General features: G+C 60.9%; 16 protein-coding genes. 5 read left to right on the forward strand and 11 right to left on the reverse strand.

Annotated features, from left to right (window positions below; all coding sequences use genetic code 11):
• Positions 1 to 106 precede the first annotated feature (106 nt).
• Positions 107 to 1,438 (forward strand): SLC5/6 family protein, encoded by a 1,332-nt coding sequence (locus ABRP93_RS04220; protein ID WP_349887013.1) that lies wholly within the window; start codon positions 107 to 109, stop codon positions 1,436 to 1,438.
• A 20-nt stretch (positions 1,439 to 1,458) separates the two neighbouring features.
• On the opposite strand, the gene ABRP93_RS04225 is transcribed toward ABRP93_RS04220, so the two are convergent.
• The 8 genes from ABRP93_RS04225 to betA form a co-directional block, all read right to left on the reverse strand.
• On the reverse strand, positions 1,459 to 2,262 hold the full coding sequence (locus ABRP93_RS04225) for a hypothetical protein (protein ID WP_349887014.1): 804 nt from the start codon (positions 2,260 to 2,262) through the stop codon (positions 1,459 to 1,461).
• A gap of 117 nt (positions 2,263 to 2,379) precedes the next feature.
• Positions 2,380 to 2,688 (reverse strand): MGMT family protein, encoded by a 309-nt coding sequence (locus ABRP93_RS04230; protein WP_023024863.1) that lies wholly within the window; start codon positions 2,686 to 2,688, stop codon positions 2,380 to 2,382.
• A 20-nt stretch (positions 2,689 to 2,708) separates the two neighbouring features.
• Positions 2,709 to 3,536 carry a VOC family protein gene (locus tag ABRP93_RS04235; protein ID WP_349887015.1) on the reverse strand — a complete coding sequence of 276 codons (828 nt, stop codon included), beginning with the start codon at positions 3,534 to 3,536 and terminating at the stop codon, positions 2,709 to 2,711.
• Positions 3,537 to 3,821: an RNA-binding S4 domain-containing protein gene (locus tag ABRP93_RS04240; RefSeq protein ID WP_005276256.1), complete on the reverse strand. Its 285-nt coding sequence runs from the start codon at positions 3,819 to 3,821 to the stop codon at positions 3,537 to 3,539.
• Positions 3,822 to 3,878: 57 nt separating this feature from the next.
• Entirely contained in the window at positions 3,879 to 4,208 is a 330-nt protein-coding gene (locus ABRP93_RS04245) for a YbjQ family protein (RefSeq protein ID WP_023024859.1), read from the reverse strand.
• A gap of 9 nt (positions 4,209 to 4,217) precedes the next feature.
• Positions 4,218 to 4,844, reverse strand: a complete 627-nt coding sequence (locus tag ABRP93_RS04250; protein ID WP_284898642.1) for a LysE family translocator — start codon at positions 4,842 to 4,844, stop codon at positions 4,218 to 4,220.
• Between the two features lie 127 nt (positions 4,845 to 4,971).
• Positions 4,972 to 5,655, reverse strand: coding sequence for a LysE family translocator (locus ABRP93_RS04255; RefSeq protein ID WP_349887016.1), 684 nt, complete (start codon positions 5,653 to 5,655; stop codon positions 4,972 to 4,974).
• A 28-nt stretch (positions 5,656 to 5,683) separates the two neighbouring features.
• Complete coding sequence (betA, locus tag ABRP93_RS04260; protein WP_349887017.1) at positions 5,684 to 7,456, reverse strand: choline dehydrogenase; 1,773 nt, start codon at positions 7,454 to 7,456, stop codon at positions 5,684 to 5,686.
• A 333-nt stretch (positions 7,457 to 7,789) separates the two neighbouring features.
• Between betA and betT the strand changes: the two genes are divergently transcribed.
• Together betT and ABRP93_RS04270 are read left to right on the forward strand one after the other, a co-directional pair.
• Complete coding sequence (gene betT, locus ABRP93_RS04265) at positions 7,790 to 10,030, forward strand: choline BCCT transporter BetT (protein WP_349887018.1); 2,241 nt, start codon at positions 7,790 to 7,792, stop codon at positions 10,028 to 10,030.
• A gap of 45 nt (positions 10,031 to 10,075) precedes the next feature.
• Positions 10,076 to 11,653, forward strand: a complete 1,578-nt coding sequence (locus ABRP93_RS04270; protein ID WP_349887019.1) for an aldehyde dehydrogenase family protein — start codon at positions 10,076 to 10,078, stop codon at positions 11,651 to 11,653.
• Positions 11,654 to 11,721: 68 nt separating this feature from the next.
• On the opposite strand, the gene ABRP93_RS04275 is transcribed toward ABRP93_RS04270, so the two are convergent.
• From ABRP93_RS04275 to ABRP93_RS04285, 3 genes are read right to left on the reverse strand one after another with little or no spacing between them, the layout of a single operon-like run.
• Complete coding sequence (locus ABRP93_RS04275; RefSeq protein ID WP_349887021.1) at positions 11,722 to 12,441, reverse strand: SDR family oxidoreductase; 720 nt, start codon at positions 12,439 to 12,441, stop codon at positions 11,722 to 11,724.
• Positions 12,442 to 12,478: 37 nt separating this feature from the next.
• Complete coding sequence (locus tag ABRP93_RS04280) at positions 12,479 to 13,018, reverse strand: NADPH-dependent FMN reductase (RefSeq protein ID WP_349887022.1); 540 nt, start codon at positions 13,016 to 13,018, stop codon at positions 12,479 to 12,481.
• Positions 13,019 to 13,056: 38 nt separating this feature from the next.
• Positions 13,057 to 13,746 carry an alpha-ketoglutarate-dependent dioxygenase AlkB family protein gene (locus ABRP93_RS04285; protein WP_349887023.1) on the reverse strand — a complete coding sequence of 230 codons (690 nt, stop codon included), beginning with the start codon at positions 13,744 to 13,746 and terminating at the stop codon, positions 13,057 to 13,059.
• 54 nt (positions 13,747 to 13,800) lie between these two features.
• Between ABRP93_RS04285 and ABRP93_RS04290 the strand changes: the two genes are divergently transcribed.
• The gene (locus ABRP93_RS04290; protein ID WP_349887024.1) at positions 13,801 to 14,457 is read left to right on the forward strand and encodes a sugar O-acetyltransferase; all 657 of its coding nucleotides are present in this window, start codon (positions 13,801 to 13,803) and stop codon (positions 14,455 to 14,457) included.
• Positions 14,458 to 16,728 (forward strand): ATP-dependent RNA helicase, encoded by a 2,271-nt coding sequence (locus ABRP93_RS04295; RefSeq protein ID WP_349887025.1) that lies wholly within the window; start codon positions 14,458 to 14,460, stop codon positions 16,726 to 16,728. It abuts the gene before it with no gap.

Below are 16,728 nucleotides of genomic sequence, written 5' to 3' on the forward strand. Positions count from 1 at the left end.
TCCGCAAAAATCTGTGGTTTAAGGCACATGTTGGTAGTGGGCTTCGCTACACTCACTACAAGGCACTTTTGCCACCTATCCTCCATTTTAAGGACTGAGGACCTTCATGAATGCCCCAACCCACGAGTCCCGCACGGATGACAGCACGGAAAGTACTAAGGGGGCAGCTCCGACAAATTCCGCAGAGGAAGCCAACCGGCAAAAGGCAGTGGGCTCCACCCTGTCTTGGGTCATCGCGCTTTTTGGCACCGGTGTTGGTGCCGGCATCCTCTTCTTGCCGCTCAACGCCGGCGCCTTCGGATTTTGGCCGCTCGTCTTCGCCACCGTTTTTATCTTTCCGCTGGTGTATTTTTCCCACCGGACCTACGCCCGCATAGTCAGCGGCGCACCACAAGAACAACACGGCAAGGATGTCTTGGAACTGGTGCGCTACTACCTTGGCCGCAATAGCGGCCTTTTCATCGCCGTTTTGTATTGGCTGGCCATCGTGCCAACTGTGCTCATTTACGGCATCAGCATTACCAATGTGGTCGATAGTTTCATCGTCAACCAGCTCGGCGGGCCAAGCATCAATCGGTGGATATTGTCCATTGCCTGCGTGGGCGTTATGACGGGCCTTTTTGCCATCGGCCGCCGCCCCATGCTGTGGCTGGCCCAGATGCTGGTCTACCCGCTCATCGTCGCCCTGGCGGCAACCTCCATTTATTTGATCCCCAAGTGGGATTTCGAAAGCTTCCTCAACGTTGAATACGAGGGCGGCCTCTGGGGAATCCTTAAGGGCATCCTGCTTATCCTGCCGGTGCTGGTCTTTTCCTTTTCCCACATGGCCGCGCTATCGCAGTTCTCCGTCGACGTGCAGCCGGCCTACGGCAAGAAGACGGAGAAGTTCGTCTCCCGCGTAGAGCTCTATACCGCTGCAATGCTCGTGGTATTTACCATGTTCTTCGTCTGGTCCTGCGTTCTCGCACTTGGCGCGGACGGGATGAAGGAGGCGGTCGATCAAAACATCCCGGTGCTGTCTTATTTCGCCAACGTCACGGGCACGCCATTCATTGGTTATATGGCACCGCTTATTACCATGTGTGCAATCATTTCTTCCTACTTTGGACACATGCTTGGTTCCGAGGAAGGTACAGAATATCTACTGCGCATTGCCGTGCCCCGCATGGCCAATAAGCTCTCGCGCCGCGCACTGCTCAACACCATCTATGTCATCGTATTCGTGGCAACGACGCTCGTCGCCGTCTTCAACCCCTCGATCATGGACATGATTTCGGTGGTTGGCGGCATCTTCGTGGCATTCTTGGTCTATCTGGTGCCGGTCTACATGTTTAAAAAGGTTGATGACTATTCCCAGTTCAAAAACGACATCTGGAATTACTTCGTCTTTGGCATGGGCCTAGTCATCATGGCCGTGACCGTCTGGAACCTGATCTAAACGCCAGCCCCCCTCGGCGCTTATTGGCACACCCGCACTTGGCTCACCTGCACTAGGGCTTGATTAGCACTCGCGCACGCTTGGCGCTCAAGCTCGGCCGCGGTCTGGGTGGCATCGCGGACCGCCTGCTGCGCAGGTCCTTGCAGGTTGAGGTCGTTTTCAATGCGTGCGCCGATGGCCTCGCTGGATCCGCCGGCTGGCGAATTGTTGACGCCGCGCGTGACATCCGCGGTATGGGTCTGCGCATCGCCGTAGGTATTGGCGGCTACGGTAAACCCATGCCCAGTAGATACGGAGGCGTGGATGGTGCGGTCATCGGACCAACCGAATTTAGTACCCCATACTCCGGGAATGTGATCGGTGCCGAAATCCTGGCGGTATCCATCCGCAGCCACGGGAGCGGCGGTAGCCATTCCCGCGAAAATGGGCGCCGCGATGGGATCGTTCTGGATCTCGGCAGTAAACCGCGCGACATCTTCGCTCGAGGTCTTCGTGGTTCCCCAGTAGCCGGTATAATGAGTCTCGCTCAGCCCGAATTCCTGGATGATGCTGGGAATGGCCTGCGGGTAGCGGCGGTCCAGGTCGCTGGCCACGTTATCGTCGCTGTAGCGAATCATATTTTCCACTTGGTCCTTATCGGCGGCAGAACCATACTTGAGCACCCAATATCCCAGGTAGAGCTTGCTCAAGGACAGCGCCGGGCGGGACTCGTGGCTATTGGCGGTCGAGACCGTGGCGCCGGAATCGTGCCTAACGGTGATTTGCGTACGATCAGGCACGGATTGGGGATCGAGGCTGACCGCCTGGGCAGCGGGAATGGTCACGAATGAAAGTGCGGTAACGAGAGAACCAATAGCTAATTTTTTCATAACGCATATAGCGTAGCTGGAGAGGTACCGCACCGCACTCTATAACTGCAAAAAGTTTTCCTACTGCACTATCTATCGCATCAATACCGCTAGGTCCCGCGCATCCATGCCGTGCTTATGCATGGCGACGCGCCCGTGGGAATGCTCGATGCCCTCGCGGTCCCAGTATTCTTCCGCGCGAGCAGGATCGTGGGAGGCGCCATTGGCGCGGACCACCCGCCACCAGGCGGCGTTACCACCGTGCCTATTCATCACGGTGCCGACGTAGCGGGCCCCGCACCCAGCGAGTTTTGCCACCTCCCCATAGGAGGACACATTGCCGGGCGGGATAACGGCCACGATGGTTAGCACGCGCTGTGCCAAATCAGAGGAGTCTGACATAAACGCCTCTTTCCCCGTGCTTAGTCCCTGGTGGGGTTGAGCACGTCATCGGATTCGGTGGGCTCATCCTCGGGTGCGTCTTCCACCTCGGTCAGGGTGATGGTCGCCCCGGTGGAATCCGCGAGCAAGCACATGCGGCCGAAGGGGGAATCCCATGGTTCACGGATGATTTCACCGCCGAGCTCTACCGCTTTCTTGGCGGCGGCATCGATATCGCGCACCCCTAGGTAGGTCTGCCAGAAGCTCGGCACCTGAGGCGGAAACTGGCCTTCGGCATTCCACAGGCCGGCAAACGGGGCGCCGTCTTCTTCTGCGGTGGCGTAAATGAAATTCTCGTCCTCGGATTCCATGGCGCGAATCTCCCAGTTGAAAAGCTCGCCATAAAAGTCCATGGCCTGCTGGAATCGCGTCGTGGCGGTCAGTTCGTGCCATACCGGGGTGCCGGGTTCGCCACCGGCGACGAAGTGCTCGGGGCCTGAGGGCTGGATGAGGCCGAACATGCCACCGGCGGCATCGGCAAGCAAGGCCATGTGGCCCAGTTCCACGGGCTGGGGCGCGGCCAAGATGCGCCCGCCGAGGTTCTCCGTGCGCTGGCAATCGCCGTCGATGTCCTTGGAGAGGAAATAGGTCACCCAGGTATCCGGCATGGGCGCCTCGTCCGGCTGCGGGATGAGGCCCGCGATGGGCAGGCCCTGCAGGCGCGCCATCTGATAGGGGTTTTCCTCCTTGGACTCGGCCGAGATTTCCCAGCCCAAGACCTGCTCATAAAAGTGGGCGGACTTGCGCGGATCCGAGGTGGTCAGGTCGATCCAGTAGGGCATGCCTACTTCGGCTTCAAATGCGGGCATTTATAGATTCCTCCACTTTTCCGGATCAAAGTCATCGTCTGCGGTGGCTTCATCAAAATAATCATCATCATCGTCGGGCTCGCCCACGCGCGCGCAGGTGCCTTCGATGCACACCTCATCGCCAATCTGCAGCGTGGCGCCGCGGCGAGTTTCGGTTTCACCGTTGACCGTCACCGCGCCTTCTGCGATAAGTTCCTTGGCTTCACCACCGGTGCCGACCAAGCTGGCCAGTTTAATAAACTGGCCCAATTTGATGGACTCACCAGAAATTGCAACCTCAAGCATGCCGCCCAGCTTACCCAGAGCCCGTTCCCGCGCGGCTATGGGTGGGGGTGCAAGGGCTTAGTCACGCGCGCGCAGCGAGACCGCCGTGCCCGTAGCGGTGACCAAAAGCATGTCATTATTGGTGCCCATTGGGGAATAGTCGAAGGCGATGCCCACCACGCCATCAGCGCCCAATTCCTGGCCGCGGCGCCACAATTCATCCAGCGCCGCCTCGCGGGCTTTGATGGCTTCGCTTTCATAGCCAGAGGCGCGACCGCCGGTGATATTGCGTATCGATGCCCCGAAGTCTTTGAGCATATTGATACCGATAACGGTCTCACCAGCGATGATGCGCAGGTACTTGGTGATTTCATACCCGTCGACGGTATTCGTGGTAGTAAAAATCATAACTTCAGGCTACATCGCAATGAGCCCGCGGATGCCTTCAAAGAGGATAACCACGCCGAGGAGTAGAAAGACGATGCCACTGACGATGTCCACCCAGGCCGAGTTCTTGGCCATCCACTTCGATACCGCGCGCGTGCTCAAACCGACGCCGACGAAGAGAACCAAGCTTTCTAGTACCAGTACCGCGGCGACGACGACGTTTCCGCCCACCCCCATGCCTGGGTCGATGAAATTGGCAAAGATGGCGCCAAAGAAGATGACCACCTTGGGGTTTGAAAGGTCACAGACCAACCCCATGCGGTAGGCCGTCTTCGCCTTGATGATGCCGTCCGGGGTAAATCCGCGCGGTTGTGGTGCCTGCTTCTCCGTGCCTACGACGGTGGCGGGTGCACGCCGCTCCCGCAGGCCGGAGGAAATCGCGCTATAGGCCATCCACAGCAGATAGCTGCCGCCGAGGACCTGCAGGAGCACCAAAATGCCCTCATGCGTAGAGATCAATGCCGAAAGCCCGGCGAGTGAAGCGATGGTCCACAGGGCAAGGCCCGTTGTACTACCAATGGCCACCCACACTGCCGCGCGGGTGGAACGCGCACCCAGGCGGATAATCTGAACCACATCTGGCCCCGGCGAAGCCATGGCCGCGAACCATATACCCATCAGGGTCACAAGGGCACCTATAGCCACCTAACACCTCCACATTCGTATGCATTTTTACTAACGCAAACAACTGTAGGAAGTGTCTCACCTGCAGCGAAACAGGTAACTACTGTGATTTCAGCAGCGCGGTGGCACCCTCCCCGGCCATCACCACACCAAGCAGGCCAAAGACGAGGCCTGAGACCATATCGATGCCGGCGGAATACCGCGCCGTCCACCGCGCGGCCGCGCGCACGAGCAGCGCGAAGGAAGAAAACCACACGAAGGACATGGCGGCAAGGATCAACGCCACCGCGATGGTCCACCCCACAGACATTTCCGGGCGGATGAATTGGGCGAATACCGCCCCGAAAAATACCAATGCCTTGGGATTCGACAGGTTTGTCACCAGCCCCAGCTTGAAGGCCCGCCAGTTGGTCATGTCTTCGACATCGGCATCGCCAGCGGCCCGCGCCTGCTCCGCGTAGTCTTCCGCGTCCACCTCGCGGGCGGGAGCGCGACGTGCGGCTACGCCGCTGCGCAGGGAGGATACCCCCATGTAGAGCAGGAACAGGCCACCGAGCAATTGCAAGATGCTCAGCACGCTCGGGCGCGCCGCAATCAGCGCAGATAAACCGGCCAGGGAGGCAACGATCCAAAAGACCGTCCCGCTAAATACCCCTACCGCGCACATTAGCCCGGCGCGCGTGGAACGCGGGGCCACGCGGATGACCTGCACGATATCCGGCCCCGGAGACACCAAAGCCGCGAGCCAAATCCCCATCAGGGTAAGAAGTGAGGAAATGGTCACGGCTTTGTCTCCTTAATATAAGCGGGCGTTAGTAAGCACCCTTCGGTGCCTCCTTGTGGTCACGGATCGCCTCGCCTTCGGCGTAGAGCGGCATATCCTCGTGAGCCTTGTACCACGGAGTGTAGTTAGGCTCGAGCGGCGTGCGGCCGGCAATAAGGTCCGCAGCCTTCTCGCCCACCATCATAGTTGGGGAGTAGATATTGCCGTTGGGAACCGAGGGGAATACGGAAGCATCGGCAATATACAGTCCATCGATTCCCCATACGCCCATGGTCTCTGGGTTCACCACGGCCATGGGATCGGACTCATCGCCCATCTTGGCGGTGCAAGATGGGTGCAGTGCGGTCTCGCCGTCATTGCGGACCCACTCCAAGATTTCCTCATCGCTCTGGACCTCTGGGCCCGGGCTGAACTCGCGGGCACCAACTTCCTCCATTGCCTTGGTATCCAGCAAGGAGCGGGCGACGCGGACGGCTTCTACCCATTCGCGGCGGTCCTGCTCAGTGCGCAGGTAGTTAAAGAGGATGGAGGGCTTTTGCCGGATATCGGAGCTCTTGATGTGCACGTGGCCCTTGGTATCGGAGAACATCGGGCCGACGTGCCACTGGAAGCCGTGCTTAACGTCGGCCTTTTGGCCGTCATAGCGCACCGCCATGGGCAGGAAGTGGAACATCAAGTTCGGGTAGGCCTCATCCTCGTTGGAGCGCACGAAACCGCCGCCCTCAAAGTGCGAGGTAGCCACTGGGCCCTTCTTCGTCAGCAGCCACTGCAAGCCCATGAATGGCCAACGCCACTTATCCAGGTAAGGCTGGGAGGAAGCGGTGGACTTGGTGGTTTCGTACTGGATATAGACCTCGAGGTGGTCTTGCAGGTTCTCACCCACGCCTGGCAGGTGCTTGACCACATCGATGCCGTGCTTTTCCAAGATCTCGCGGTCGCCCACGCCAGAGACCTCTAGCAACTGCGGGGTATTGATGGCACCGGCGGACAAGACGATCTTGTCTGCGAAGACGCGGTGGGTGCCGCCCTGCCACTCGTATTCCACGCCCACTGCCTTGGTGCCTTCAAAGAGGATCTTGGTGGTAAATGCGCGGGTACGCACCTCAAGGTTGTCGCGGTCCTGGTTGGGGTACAGGTAGGCGCGGGCAGCGGACCAACGCTTGCCGTGCTTGATATTGCGATCGAAGGGAGCAAAGCCTTCCTGGCGGTAACCGTTGACGTCATTGGTCAGGTTATAGCCTGCTTCTTGCACCGACTTAAATAGCGCCTGAAAAAGCGGCGAGGTTGCTGGACCGCGGGACAGGTAGAGCGGGCCATCGTGGCCGCGGCGCGGGTCATCGTCATCCGCAGCAGCGGTGGTTTCCATGCGGTTGAAATACGGCAAGCAGTGGGCAAAGTCCCAGTTATCCATGCCCGGGTTCTGGCCCCACTTTTCGTAGTCCATGGGGTTGCCGCGCTGATAGATCATGCCGTTGATGGAAGAAGAACCGCCGAGCACCTTGCCGCGCGCGTGGTAGATGCGGCGACCATTCATCTCCGGTTCCGGATCGGACTCATACATCCAGTCATAGTTCTTTGCCCCGATGGGGAAAGAGAAACCAGAAGGCATGTGGATGAAAAGGTCCCACAGGGAATCCGGACGGCCGGCCTCAAGAACGAGCACGCGGGTGTCTTTGTCCTCGGTCAGACGAGCCGCGATGACGGAGCCAGCGGAGCCACCGCCGACGACGACCACATCGCTTACTTCATCCGTGGCCCTCTTTGTCGAGTTCTTCTTAGTCAATTTGTCCACAATACCCATAAATCCCCTTCCTTCTGTGAGCCATCTCACGCGTAGTTCTCGCCGAATTTCTGGCGAATCCATTGTATTGTGCGCAAAAAATCTGTGCTTAACCGCTTTCATTTATGCACAATGGCGACCCCAGAATACACATCTGGTGGACGTTTTCGCAGATTAATGTATATTTACGGTGTTCGGGTATGCATCTGAGTAGATGAAATCCGGGGTCTTTACGCATAGATTGCTCGCATATGATTTATGACACCAACCTATCTCTTACCCCTCTTTTCGGGGGATTGAAGGGCACTCTTGCGAAAGATTCGGCACTTAATCGATCAAGACTAGGAGAAGTAGATGGCTAACCGTGGTCCGCACGACCATGAAGAGTCCCGTACAGGGGATTCCGACACCTCTCTCGCTCACTCCCCTGGGGAAACTCACCCAACTGAGGACAAGGGTCATAAACCGCGCAACCAAGTACGCGCCATCGTCGGCAGCTACAAGGCCGAAACCGGCGATGATGTCGGTGCCGATGAGGTGGCCGCACCCAAACCCAATTGGCCGGTCTTTATCATTTCCGGTGTGCTGATTATCGCCATGGCCCTGTATGCGGGCTTTGGCAAAGAATCCGCGGCGAATACCCTCGCCAGCGTCACCGGATGGATCGGCACAAACCTGGGATGGTTCTACGTCCTGACCGCCACCATCGCCGTGGTCTTTGTCCTCTACATCGCCTTTTCCAATACCGGCAGCATCCGCATGGGCCCGGACCACTCCCGGCCCAAATTCAATACCTTTTCATGGGTATCCATGCTCTTTGCCGCCGGCATCGGCGTGGACCTCATGTTCTTCGCCGTGGCCGAGCCGGTCACGATGTACATGGATCCGCCGGTGGGCGATGGCGAGACCATGGAGGCCGCCAAAGAGGCCGTGGTCTACGCCATGTTCCACTACGGGCTTACCGGCTGGGCGCTCTATGCGCTGATGGGCATGGCCTTTGGTTACTTCGCCTACCGTCTGAATATGCCGTTGGCTATTCGCTCGGCGCTGTACCCGCTCATCGGCAAGCGCGTGCACGGACCCATTGGGGCGGCCGTGGACATTGCCGCCATGCTGGGCACCGTTTTCGGCGTTACCGCATCCCTGGGCATCGGCGTGGTGCAGCTGTCCTACGGCTTCCATCTCATCTTTGGCATCGAGCAGGGGTTGGGGCTGCAATCGGCCCTCATCATTATCGCTGTCGCCATTGCAACGTTGTCTGCCGTATCCGGCGTGGATAAGGGCATCCGCTTCCTCTCTGAGCTCAACGTGTACCTCGCCATCGCGCTGATGATTTACGTCGTGGTCTTTGGCAAGACCGCCTACCTCTTCGACGCCATCGTCACCAATATCGGTGACTACGTCTCCAAGTTCCCCTCCTGGACGCTAGAGACCTTCGCCTTTGCTGAGGACCAAGCCAGCGTGGATACCTGGATGCAATCCTGGACCCTCTTCTTCTGGGCCTGGTGGATTGCCTGGGCAACCTTCGTCGGCCTGTTCCTCGCCCGCATTTCCCGCGGCCGCACGCTGCGCCAGTTCATCCTGGGCACGCTGACCTTCCCCTTCCTGTTCATCCTGATGTGGATGTCCTTCTTTGGCAATACCGCCCTGGACATGGTGCGCTCTGGTGACTATCCGGAATTTGCGGAAAACGCCATCAACGTTCCGGAACAGGGTTTCTACGACATGCTCCAGGAATTCCCTGGCTCCGCCATCGTCATCTTCCTGACCACCTTCATCGGCCTGCTGCTGTATATCACCTCGGCCGACTCCGGTGCGCTGGTCATGTCCAATTTCACCTCCCGCATCACGGATAACCGGCAAGATGGCGCCCGGCGGCTGCGCATTTTCTGGTCCATTACCGTCGGCGCGTTGACCTTGGCATTGCTACAGCTCGATGGCATTGCCACCGTGCAATCCGCGACCGTGGTCATGGGCCTGCCCTTCGCATTCGTGGTCTACCTCATCATGTTCTCGCTCTGGAAGTCGCTGCGCCTAGAAATCGTCCAGCGCGAGGCACGGAAAACCGCGTTGCACGGTGCCATCAGCAGCCGCACCGAGCGCGAGCCGAGCGATTCCAACCTGTGGAAGAACCGCTTGGACCGTGCCAATTCCTTCCCCACCAAACAGGACATGGATGACTACCTGCGGGGAACTGCCACCTACGCCCTCGAGCAGGTGGCCACGCAAATGCGCACCCGCGGCTATGACGCCATCTTGCTCACCAGTGAGCTTCCCGATGCCGAGCTGCCCCAGCTCGATCTCGAGGTCCGGCTGCACAACGAGCGCCAATTCCGCTACCAGCTCTTCCCCGTTTCCGCGGAGCGCCCAGACTTCTGCGAGGGCGACGGCGAGTACTACCGCCTTGAGGTCTATGACATGACCGGTTCGCTGGGCTATGACGTCTACGGCTACTCCGAAAACCAGATCATCAATAACGTGTTGGACCTGTACGAGCGCCACCTGGCATTCCTCTACATGCAGCAAAATCAGCCGGGCGATTCCGATGTCTCCGATGGCGCCGAGCCCGAACGCACCTGGCGCGAAGATAGTTAAACTGGCGGGCGATACCGCCTCAATTAGAGAAAGGTTGCTTGCACTTTGAGCACCCAGAACACCTTGTTCGATCCCACGACCACCGAACTGCTCCAGGGCGTGCACTCCGGTGACGCCCCGAAGTCGCTCTTCATCAACGGCCAGTGGGAGGCAGCCCAAGATGGCGAGACCCGCACCATCGTCTGCCCTGCCGATGGCTCCACCGTCGGCGTCGTCTCCGAGGCCGCCGAAGCAGACACCCTGCGTGCCATCCAGGTTGCACGTGAAACGTTCGATAAGGGCGAGTGGTCCGCAACTCCGGCCGCCGAGCGCGGAAAAATCGTCATCCGCCTGGCAGATTTCATCCGGGAGCACAAGGAACTTTTCGCCCAAGCCGAGTCTGCGGATACCGGCAAGCGTTACGAAGAATCCCTGGGCGATATGGACGATATTGCCAATGCTTTCGAGTACTTCGGCACCTTGGCCCAGCACCAAGCCGGCCGCGTAGTCGACCCGGGCGATCCCAACCTGCGCTCGCGCATCGACGCCGAGCCGGTCGGCGTGTGCGGTCTCATCACGCCGTGGAACTACCCGCTGCTGCAGGTGTCCTGGAAGGTCGGCCCGGCCCTTGCCGCCGGCAATACCTTCGTACTCAAGCAGGCAGAGCTTACCCCGCATACCGCCATGTTGCTCATGGCCGCCTTAAAAGAATGCGGATTGCCAGACGGTGTGGGCAACCTCATCACCGGCTCCGGCGCCAACTGCGGCAACCCGCTCTCTCAGCACCCCGACGTGGACATGGTCTCCTTCACCGGTGGCCTGGCAACCGGCAAGCTGATCGCAAAGAATGCGGCCGAGACCGTCAAGCGCACCGCACTCGAGCTCGGCGGCAAGAACCCGAACGTTATCTTCGCTGATGCCAACTTCGACGTCGCCGTGGATAACGCGCTCAACGGTGCCTTCTTCCACTCCGGCCAGGTCTGCTCCGCTGGCTCGCGCATCGTCGTGGAAGAGTCCCTGCACGATGAGTTCGTCGCTGCCTTGGTGGAGCGCGCCAACAAGATCAAGATCGGCGGCCCTACCGATGAGAAGGCGGAAACCGGCCCACTCATTTCGGCCGATCACCGCGAGAAGGTGGCGGCCTACGTGGACAAGGCCCGCGAACAAGGCGCCAAGATCCTCACCGGCGGCCGCGCCGCCACCAGCGAGGACACCAACGGCCAGCACGGCACCGGCACCACGGATTTGGGCCAGGGCGTGTACTACCTGCCCACGATCATTGATGGCGCTACCCGCGAGATGGACTGCGTCCACGACGAGGCCTTCGGCCCGACCGTGACCATCGAAACCTTCACTTCCGAAGAAGAGGCCATCGAGATCGCAAACGATACCGAGTATGGCCTAGCCGGCGCGGTGTACACCTCCGATGCCGGCCGCGCCGAGCGCGTTGCCCGCGCCCTGCGCCACGGCACCATTTGGATCAATGATTTCCACCCGTACCTGCCGCAGGCGGAATGGGGCGGCTACAAGCAGTCCGGCAATGGCCGCGAGCTGGGCCCGACCGGCCTTGCCGAATATCAGGAGCACAAGCACGTGTACCAGAACCTGACCCCTGCCGCATGGGATCAGTTTGGGCTGCAATAAGGCTCAAGCAGGAAGATAAAGCCTAGGCCCCGCCCCGTCGCCGCTCTTTTTAAGAGCCCCGCGGGGCCTTAGCTTTGCGTGCGCGGCTTGATGGTCATCGTATCCACGTTGACGTGGGCCGGTTGGGCAGCAACCCAGCGGATGGCCTCGGCGATATCCTCTGCCACGAGGTTGAGATGGCCGTCATACACCTTGGCCGCGCGTTTCTCATCGCCCTTAAAGCGCACCAAGGAAAAGTCCGTGGCCACGCGGCCAGGATCAATCTCGGTAACGCGCACATCGTGGTTTTCTAGGCGCAGCGCGCGGGAAATCACGCGCACGCCGTGCTTAGCGGTGTTATAGCCGGAACCGCCTTCGTACACGGTCCAGCCAGCAATGGAACCGACGTTAATAATTAGCCCGGAAAGATCTGGCACCCGCTCTAACTTGGGCATGAGCGCCTGAATCATGCGCACGGTGCCGAGCACGTTGGTCTCGTACATCCACTGCCAGTCCTCAATGGAGGTATCGACCAGCGGCTCTAGGCCCTTGGCGCCGCCGGCGTTATTGACCAAAAGATCTACGCGATCGAGGTGGGAGACGAACTTGGAGACGGAGACATCGGAGGTAACGTCCAGCTCATAGGCCTCGCCGCCGATTTCATTGGCAAGCTGCTGCAGGCGGTCTGTGCGGCGCGCTCCCACGACGACGTGCCAGCCGTCCTTGGCCAAAGAGCGCGCGGTGGCCTCCCCAATGCCAGAGGAGGCGCCGGTTACTACTGCTACTTTCTTTTCAGTCATGCACCCCATGCTACGCAGCGCGCGGCACGGTGCAGGGCTTTTTTACTTAGACTGCGTCCTCGAGCTCAGAAAGCAGGGAGTTTGCACGCTCGTAGGAGTCATCGCTGGGGCGGAATTCGCCATCGTTCCAATCGGGGAAGATATTAAAGTCCAGCTGGTTGCGCAGCTGTGGCATGGAGAAGTTAGCCACGACATTGCGCCATGCCTCAACCGCGCGCACGCCGCCGACGGAACCATAGCCCACGAAGGCTACCGGCTTGCCCGCCCATTCCGCGCCGAGCGAATCGTAAGCATTCTTGAACGGACCAGGTACGGAGTGGTTGTACTCCGGGGTCACGAAGACAAAGCCGTCGCAGGCATCGACGGCCTTGGACCACGCCTGCACGTTGGCGTCATCGTACTGCTTATTCGCCGCACCCGGAACGACCTCGCTGGTGAGGATGGGGATATTGAACTTCTTGAGCTCCAACAGCTGGTACTCCACGCCGTTCTCGCGGCCTTGGGCGAGGTCATTGACCCACTCGCCTACTGCCTGGCCTGCCGCCTTATCGCGGGTGGAGCCGATGATGATGCCAATTCGGGACATAAGAAAACCTCTTTCCTTCAACCTTTATGTAACCCGCCCTAGCCTACCGCGCTCGCTGAAACTTGTCTGATGGTGATATTGATTCTTCCTTCCTGCAGCCCGCATCCCTCCGGCAGCGTGCCATCATTTACCCGCACCACCCCGTGGTAGGCAAAGCGCTTTGGGCCGCCAAAGACCACCAAATCACCCGAGCACAAGGTCACATCGTCCCAGGGCCTGGTGCGGTTTTCGGTATGGCCTATGCGGAAAAGGGCCTCATCCCCAATCGAAAGCGAAATCACGGGCGCGGGCGATTCCTCAGAGTCATCCACGTGCATCCCCATCGCCGAGCCGGGCGGATAATAATTCACCAGCGCCATCTCCGGCACGAAGTTATCCACCCATGGTTCCAGCTCCGGGGCAATCTGGGCCGCCTGTCGCAGCGCCGCCGGGGCCAATTCCCGCAGGCTATCCGGTACCGGCGGCACCCGCGTGCCTTCCATATTGTCCACGTACCGGTAGCTGGGATAATGCCAATACCGGCCAAGATGCAGCTGAAATACGCTCATCCGCCCACCCGATTTCAGCCGCGGCTGCACCATCGCCATCGGTGTATGCGCATACGCGCGAGCGATCTCCCGCGTCTCTTCTACCAGGGCCTTTTGCTTGCCGATGCCCACCCACCCCGGCACGTGCCCCACGCCCGGCGCGACGTACGCATTCGGCCGCGGCAGTGAATCAAAAAGCATTCCTCCACCCTAACCGCTAATCGGTTAGCCCACGCGCCCTCTACAATAGCCACCATGAATGAACAGAAGCTGCACGACCTGCAACGCTACGGCACTTGGGAGCGGATGACCGGTGGGCAGTGGCACCTGCCGGGCATGGGGGACATCGACAAGGAGCACCAGCGCACCTTTGGGCTGATTGGGCAGTTCAACGATCTGCACAACACCGATAAGGAGCAGGCGCAGGCAATCTTGCGGGAGATCCTGCCGGAGGAATCGCACGTACCGGGGGCGCACGCGCCGCTGAATATGGAATACGGCTGCAATATCGTCTGCGGGGAGGGCGTCTTCATCAACTTTGGCAGCAGCATTTTGGCCCAAGCCAAGGTCACATTCGGTGATCGCGTGTTGATTGGGCCCAATTGCTCGTTCATTACGGTGGGCCACCCTGTTAACGATCACGCGATGCGCGAGGGCGGGTGGGAAATCGCCCACCCCATCACCGTGGGGCGCAATACGTGGTTTGGGGCCAATGCCACCGTCATGCCGGGGGTTACCATTGGTGAAAACTGCGTTATTGGTGCCGGCACGCTCGTGACCAAGGATATTCCGGATAACTCACTGGTCCTGGGCACGCCCGGCCGCGTGGTGCGCACGCTGGACGGCGATGAGGATTCGTGGGAGCGCAAGGATTTGGACGGCCCCGTGGAAGGTTTTGGGGCCGCGCAGTAAATGTTCGATCTCGCCAGCATTGGCGCGGGGCTGCCCGTAGCCAAGACCATCGATTCGCTGCCCCACACCGGAAACGTCGTCATTCAGGCACCGCCCGGCACGGGTAAAACCACGCTCGTGCCACCGGCGCTAGCCAATCATTCCGCAGGGCGCGGCAAGGTCATCGTCACCGCCCCGCGCCGCGTGGCCGTGCGCGCGGCCGCCCAGCGCCTAAGCACCCTCAGCGGCACCCCGGAGAAGGTCGGTTTCGCCATCCGCGGCGAATCCCGCGCGGGCAGCGAGGTCGAATTCGCCACCCCAGGCGTGCTGCTGCGCCGCCTGCTGAAGGATCCGGAGCTCGAGGGCGTGGCCGCCGTGGCCATCGATGAGGTTCACGAGCGCCAGCTGGATACGGATCTGGTGCTCGGCATGTGCCTGGAGCTGGCCGAGCTGCGCGAAGATTTCCGCGTCATCGCGATGTCCGCCACGGTAGACGCGCAGCGCTTTTCCCAGCTCATGGGCGCGCCCATCCACACCACTGAGGCGGTGACCTATCCTCTGGATATCCAGTACGCACCACAGCCGGGGCGCGCGGCGGGGTCGCGGGAGTTTTACGGGGGCATCGCCAAGCAAGCAGCCCGCCAACACGAATCCACGCTGGTCTTCGTGCCCGGCGTGCGGGAGGTCAACCTGGTATGCGAGGAGCTGCAGGGCCATAATGTTTTCCCGCTGCACGGCAAGCAGACCACCGCGGAGCAGGATGCCGCGCTTTATACCGATGAGCAGCGCATTGTGGTGGCCACGTCCATCGCGGAATCCTCGCTGACGGTGCCTGGCGTGCGCGTGGTGGTGGATGCGGGGCTGGCCCGCGTTCCCCGGCGCGATGCGCAGCGCGGCATGTCTGGCCTGGTAACGGTCTCCACGTCGAAGTCGAGCGCGGATCAGCGCGCGGGCCGTGCCGGGCGTGAGGCGCCAGGTACGGTCATTCGTTGCTATTCCCAGGACGATTACCAGCACTTTTCCCCGCACACCGCGCCGGAGATCCTGTCCGCGGATCTCACGCAGGCCGCGCTGTTTTTGGATTGTTGGGGCGCGGGCCCAGATTTCCCGCTGCTCGATCCGCCGCCCGCCCAGGCCCTTGCGGCCGCGCGCACGACCCTCGAGCGCATTGGCGCGACGCAGGAGCTCGCCCTGCTGCCCACCGATCCCCGACTCGGCGCGGCCCTTATCCGCCACGGCAGCCAGGCGGCGCCCACCATCGCCGCGCTTGCCGATGCCCCCACCAACACCACCGATCTCACCCGTCGCCCCGCACCGCAGAAGGAAATCAGGCGCCTGTCTCGCCTGGTGGAGGATCTCGGACCCGCTGACCCTGGCGAGGTCGTCGCCACCGCCTATCCCGAGCAGGTGGCCAAGCGCGTGGGCGAAGACTACCTGCTGGCCAGCGGCACCCGTGCCCGGCTGCTGGATAACTCCGGGCTGGCTGGCTCGCCGTGGCTCGCCATCGCGGAGGTCACCCTCTCCAATGCCGGAAACCCCATCATCCGCACCGCCGCGCGCATCGAAGAGTCCGCCGCACTGGATGCCATCGGCGTGACCGAAGAAACCCGCGCCTTCCTGCGTGGGGGTCGCGTGCGCGGGGTCAAGGCCCGGGCGGCCGGGGCGATTGTGCTGTCCGAAACCCCGGTCAAGGTCACCGGCGATGCCGCCGCGCAGGCACTAGCCGCCGGCATCCGCGAAGAGGGTCTCGGCCTATTCACTTTCAGCGAGAAGGCCCAGAGCTTAAAAGATAGGCTCCGCCACCTGCACGCGCACTACGGCGATCCGTGGCCGGATGTCGATGCCGCCGATCCTGCCGAGTGGCTCGGGCCCGAACTGCACCATATTGCGGCGGGAACCCCCACCGCCAAGATAGACATGTACCCCGCCCTGCAGCGCCTGCTTCCCTGGCCGGAAGCCACCCGCCTGGACGAGCTCGCGCCTAAACGCCTCCCAGTGCCCTCCGGCCGCGATGCCAGGATCGACTGGTCGGGCGAGCGCCCCGTGGTCCACATCAAGTTGCAGGAGTGCTTCGGTCTGGCCGAATCGCCGGAGTACTGCGGCAACCGCGTGCAATTTCACTTGCTCTCCCCCGCCGGCCGCCCGCTAGCGGTAACCGATGATCTTGCTAGCTTCTGGTCCGGCCCCTATGCCGGGGTGCGCGCCGATATGCGCGGGCGCTACCCCAAGCACCCGTGGCCCGAGGATCCGTGGAATGCCATCGCCACCGCCCGGACCAAGAACCGGATGTAG

It is taken from the genome of Corynebacterium sp. KPL2850 (assembly GCF_040225855.1).
Classification (GTDB): Bacteria; Actinomycetota; Actinomycetes; order Mycobacteriales; family Mycobacteriaceae; genus Corynebacterium.

Coding starts and splice junctions, on each gene's coding strand:
- ABRP93_RS04230 (WP_023024863.1), bottom strand. CDS start 2,688: ATGTCAGACTCCTCTGATTTGGCACAGCGCGTGCTAACCATCGTGGCC.
- ABRP93_RS04295 (WP_349887025.1), top strand. CDS start 14,458: ATGTTCGATCTCGCCAGCATTGGCGCGGGGCTGCCCGTAGCCAAGACC.
- ABRP93_RS04235 (WP_349887015.1), bottom strand. CDS start 3,536: ATGCCCGCATTTGAAGCCGAAGTAGGCATGCCCTACTGGATCGACCTG.
- ABRP93_RS04285 (WP_349887023.1), bottom strand. CDS start 13,746: ATGCTTTTTGATTCACTGCCGCGGCCGAATGCGTACGTCGCGCCGGGC.
- betA (WP_349887017.1), bottom strand. CDS start 7,456: ATGGGTATTGTGGACAAATTGACTAAGAAGAACTCGACAAAGAGGGCC.
- ABRP93_RS04275 (WP_349887021.1), bottom strand. CDS start 12,441: ATGGGGTGCATGACTGAAAAGAAAGTAGCAGTAGTAACCGGCGCCTCC.
- ABRP93_RS04245 (WP_023024859.1), bottom strand. CDS start 4,208: ATGATTTTTACTACCACGAATACCGTCGACGGGTATGAAATCACCAAG.
- ABRP93_RS04280 (WP_349887022.1), bottom strand. CDS start 13,018: ATGTCCCGAATTGGCATCATCATCGGCTCCACCCGCGATAAGGCGGCA.
- ABRP93_RS04250 (WP_284898642.1), bottom strand. CDS start 4,844: ATGGCTTCGCCGGGGCCAGATGTGGTTCAGATTATCCGCCTGGGTGCG.
- ABRP93_RS04220 (WP_349887013.1), top strand. CDS start 107: ATGAATGCCCCAACCCACGAGTCCCGCACGGATGACAGCACGGAAAGT.
- betT (WP_349887018.1), top strand. CDS start 7,790: ATGGCTAACCGTGGTCCGCACGACCATGAAGAGTCCCGTACAGGGGAT.
- ABRP93_RS04240 (WP_005276256.1), bottom strand. CDS start 3,821: ATGCTTGAGGTTGCAATTTCTGGTGAGTCCATCAAATTGGGCCAGTTT.
- ABRP93_RS04290 (WP_349887024.1), top strand. CDS start 13,801: ATGAATGAACAGAAGCTGCACGACCTGCAACGCTACGGCACTTGGGAG.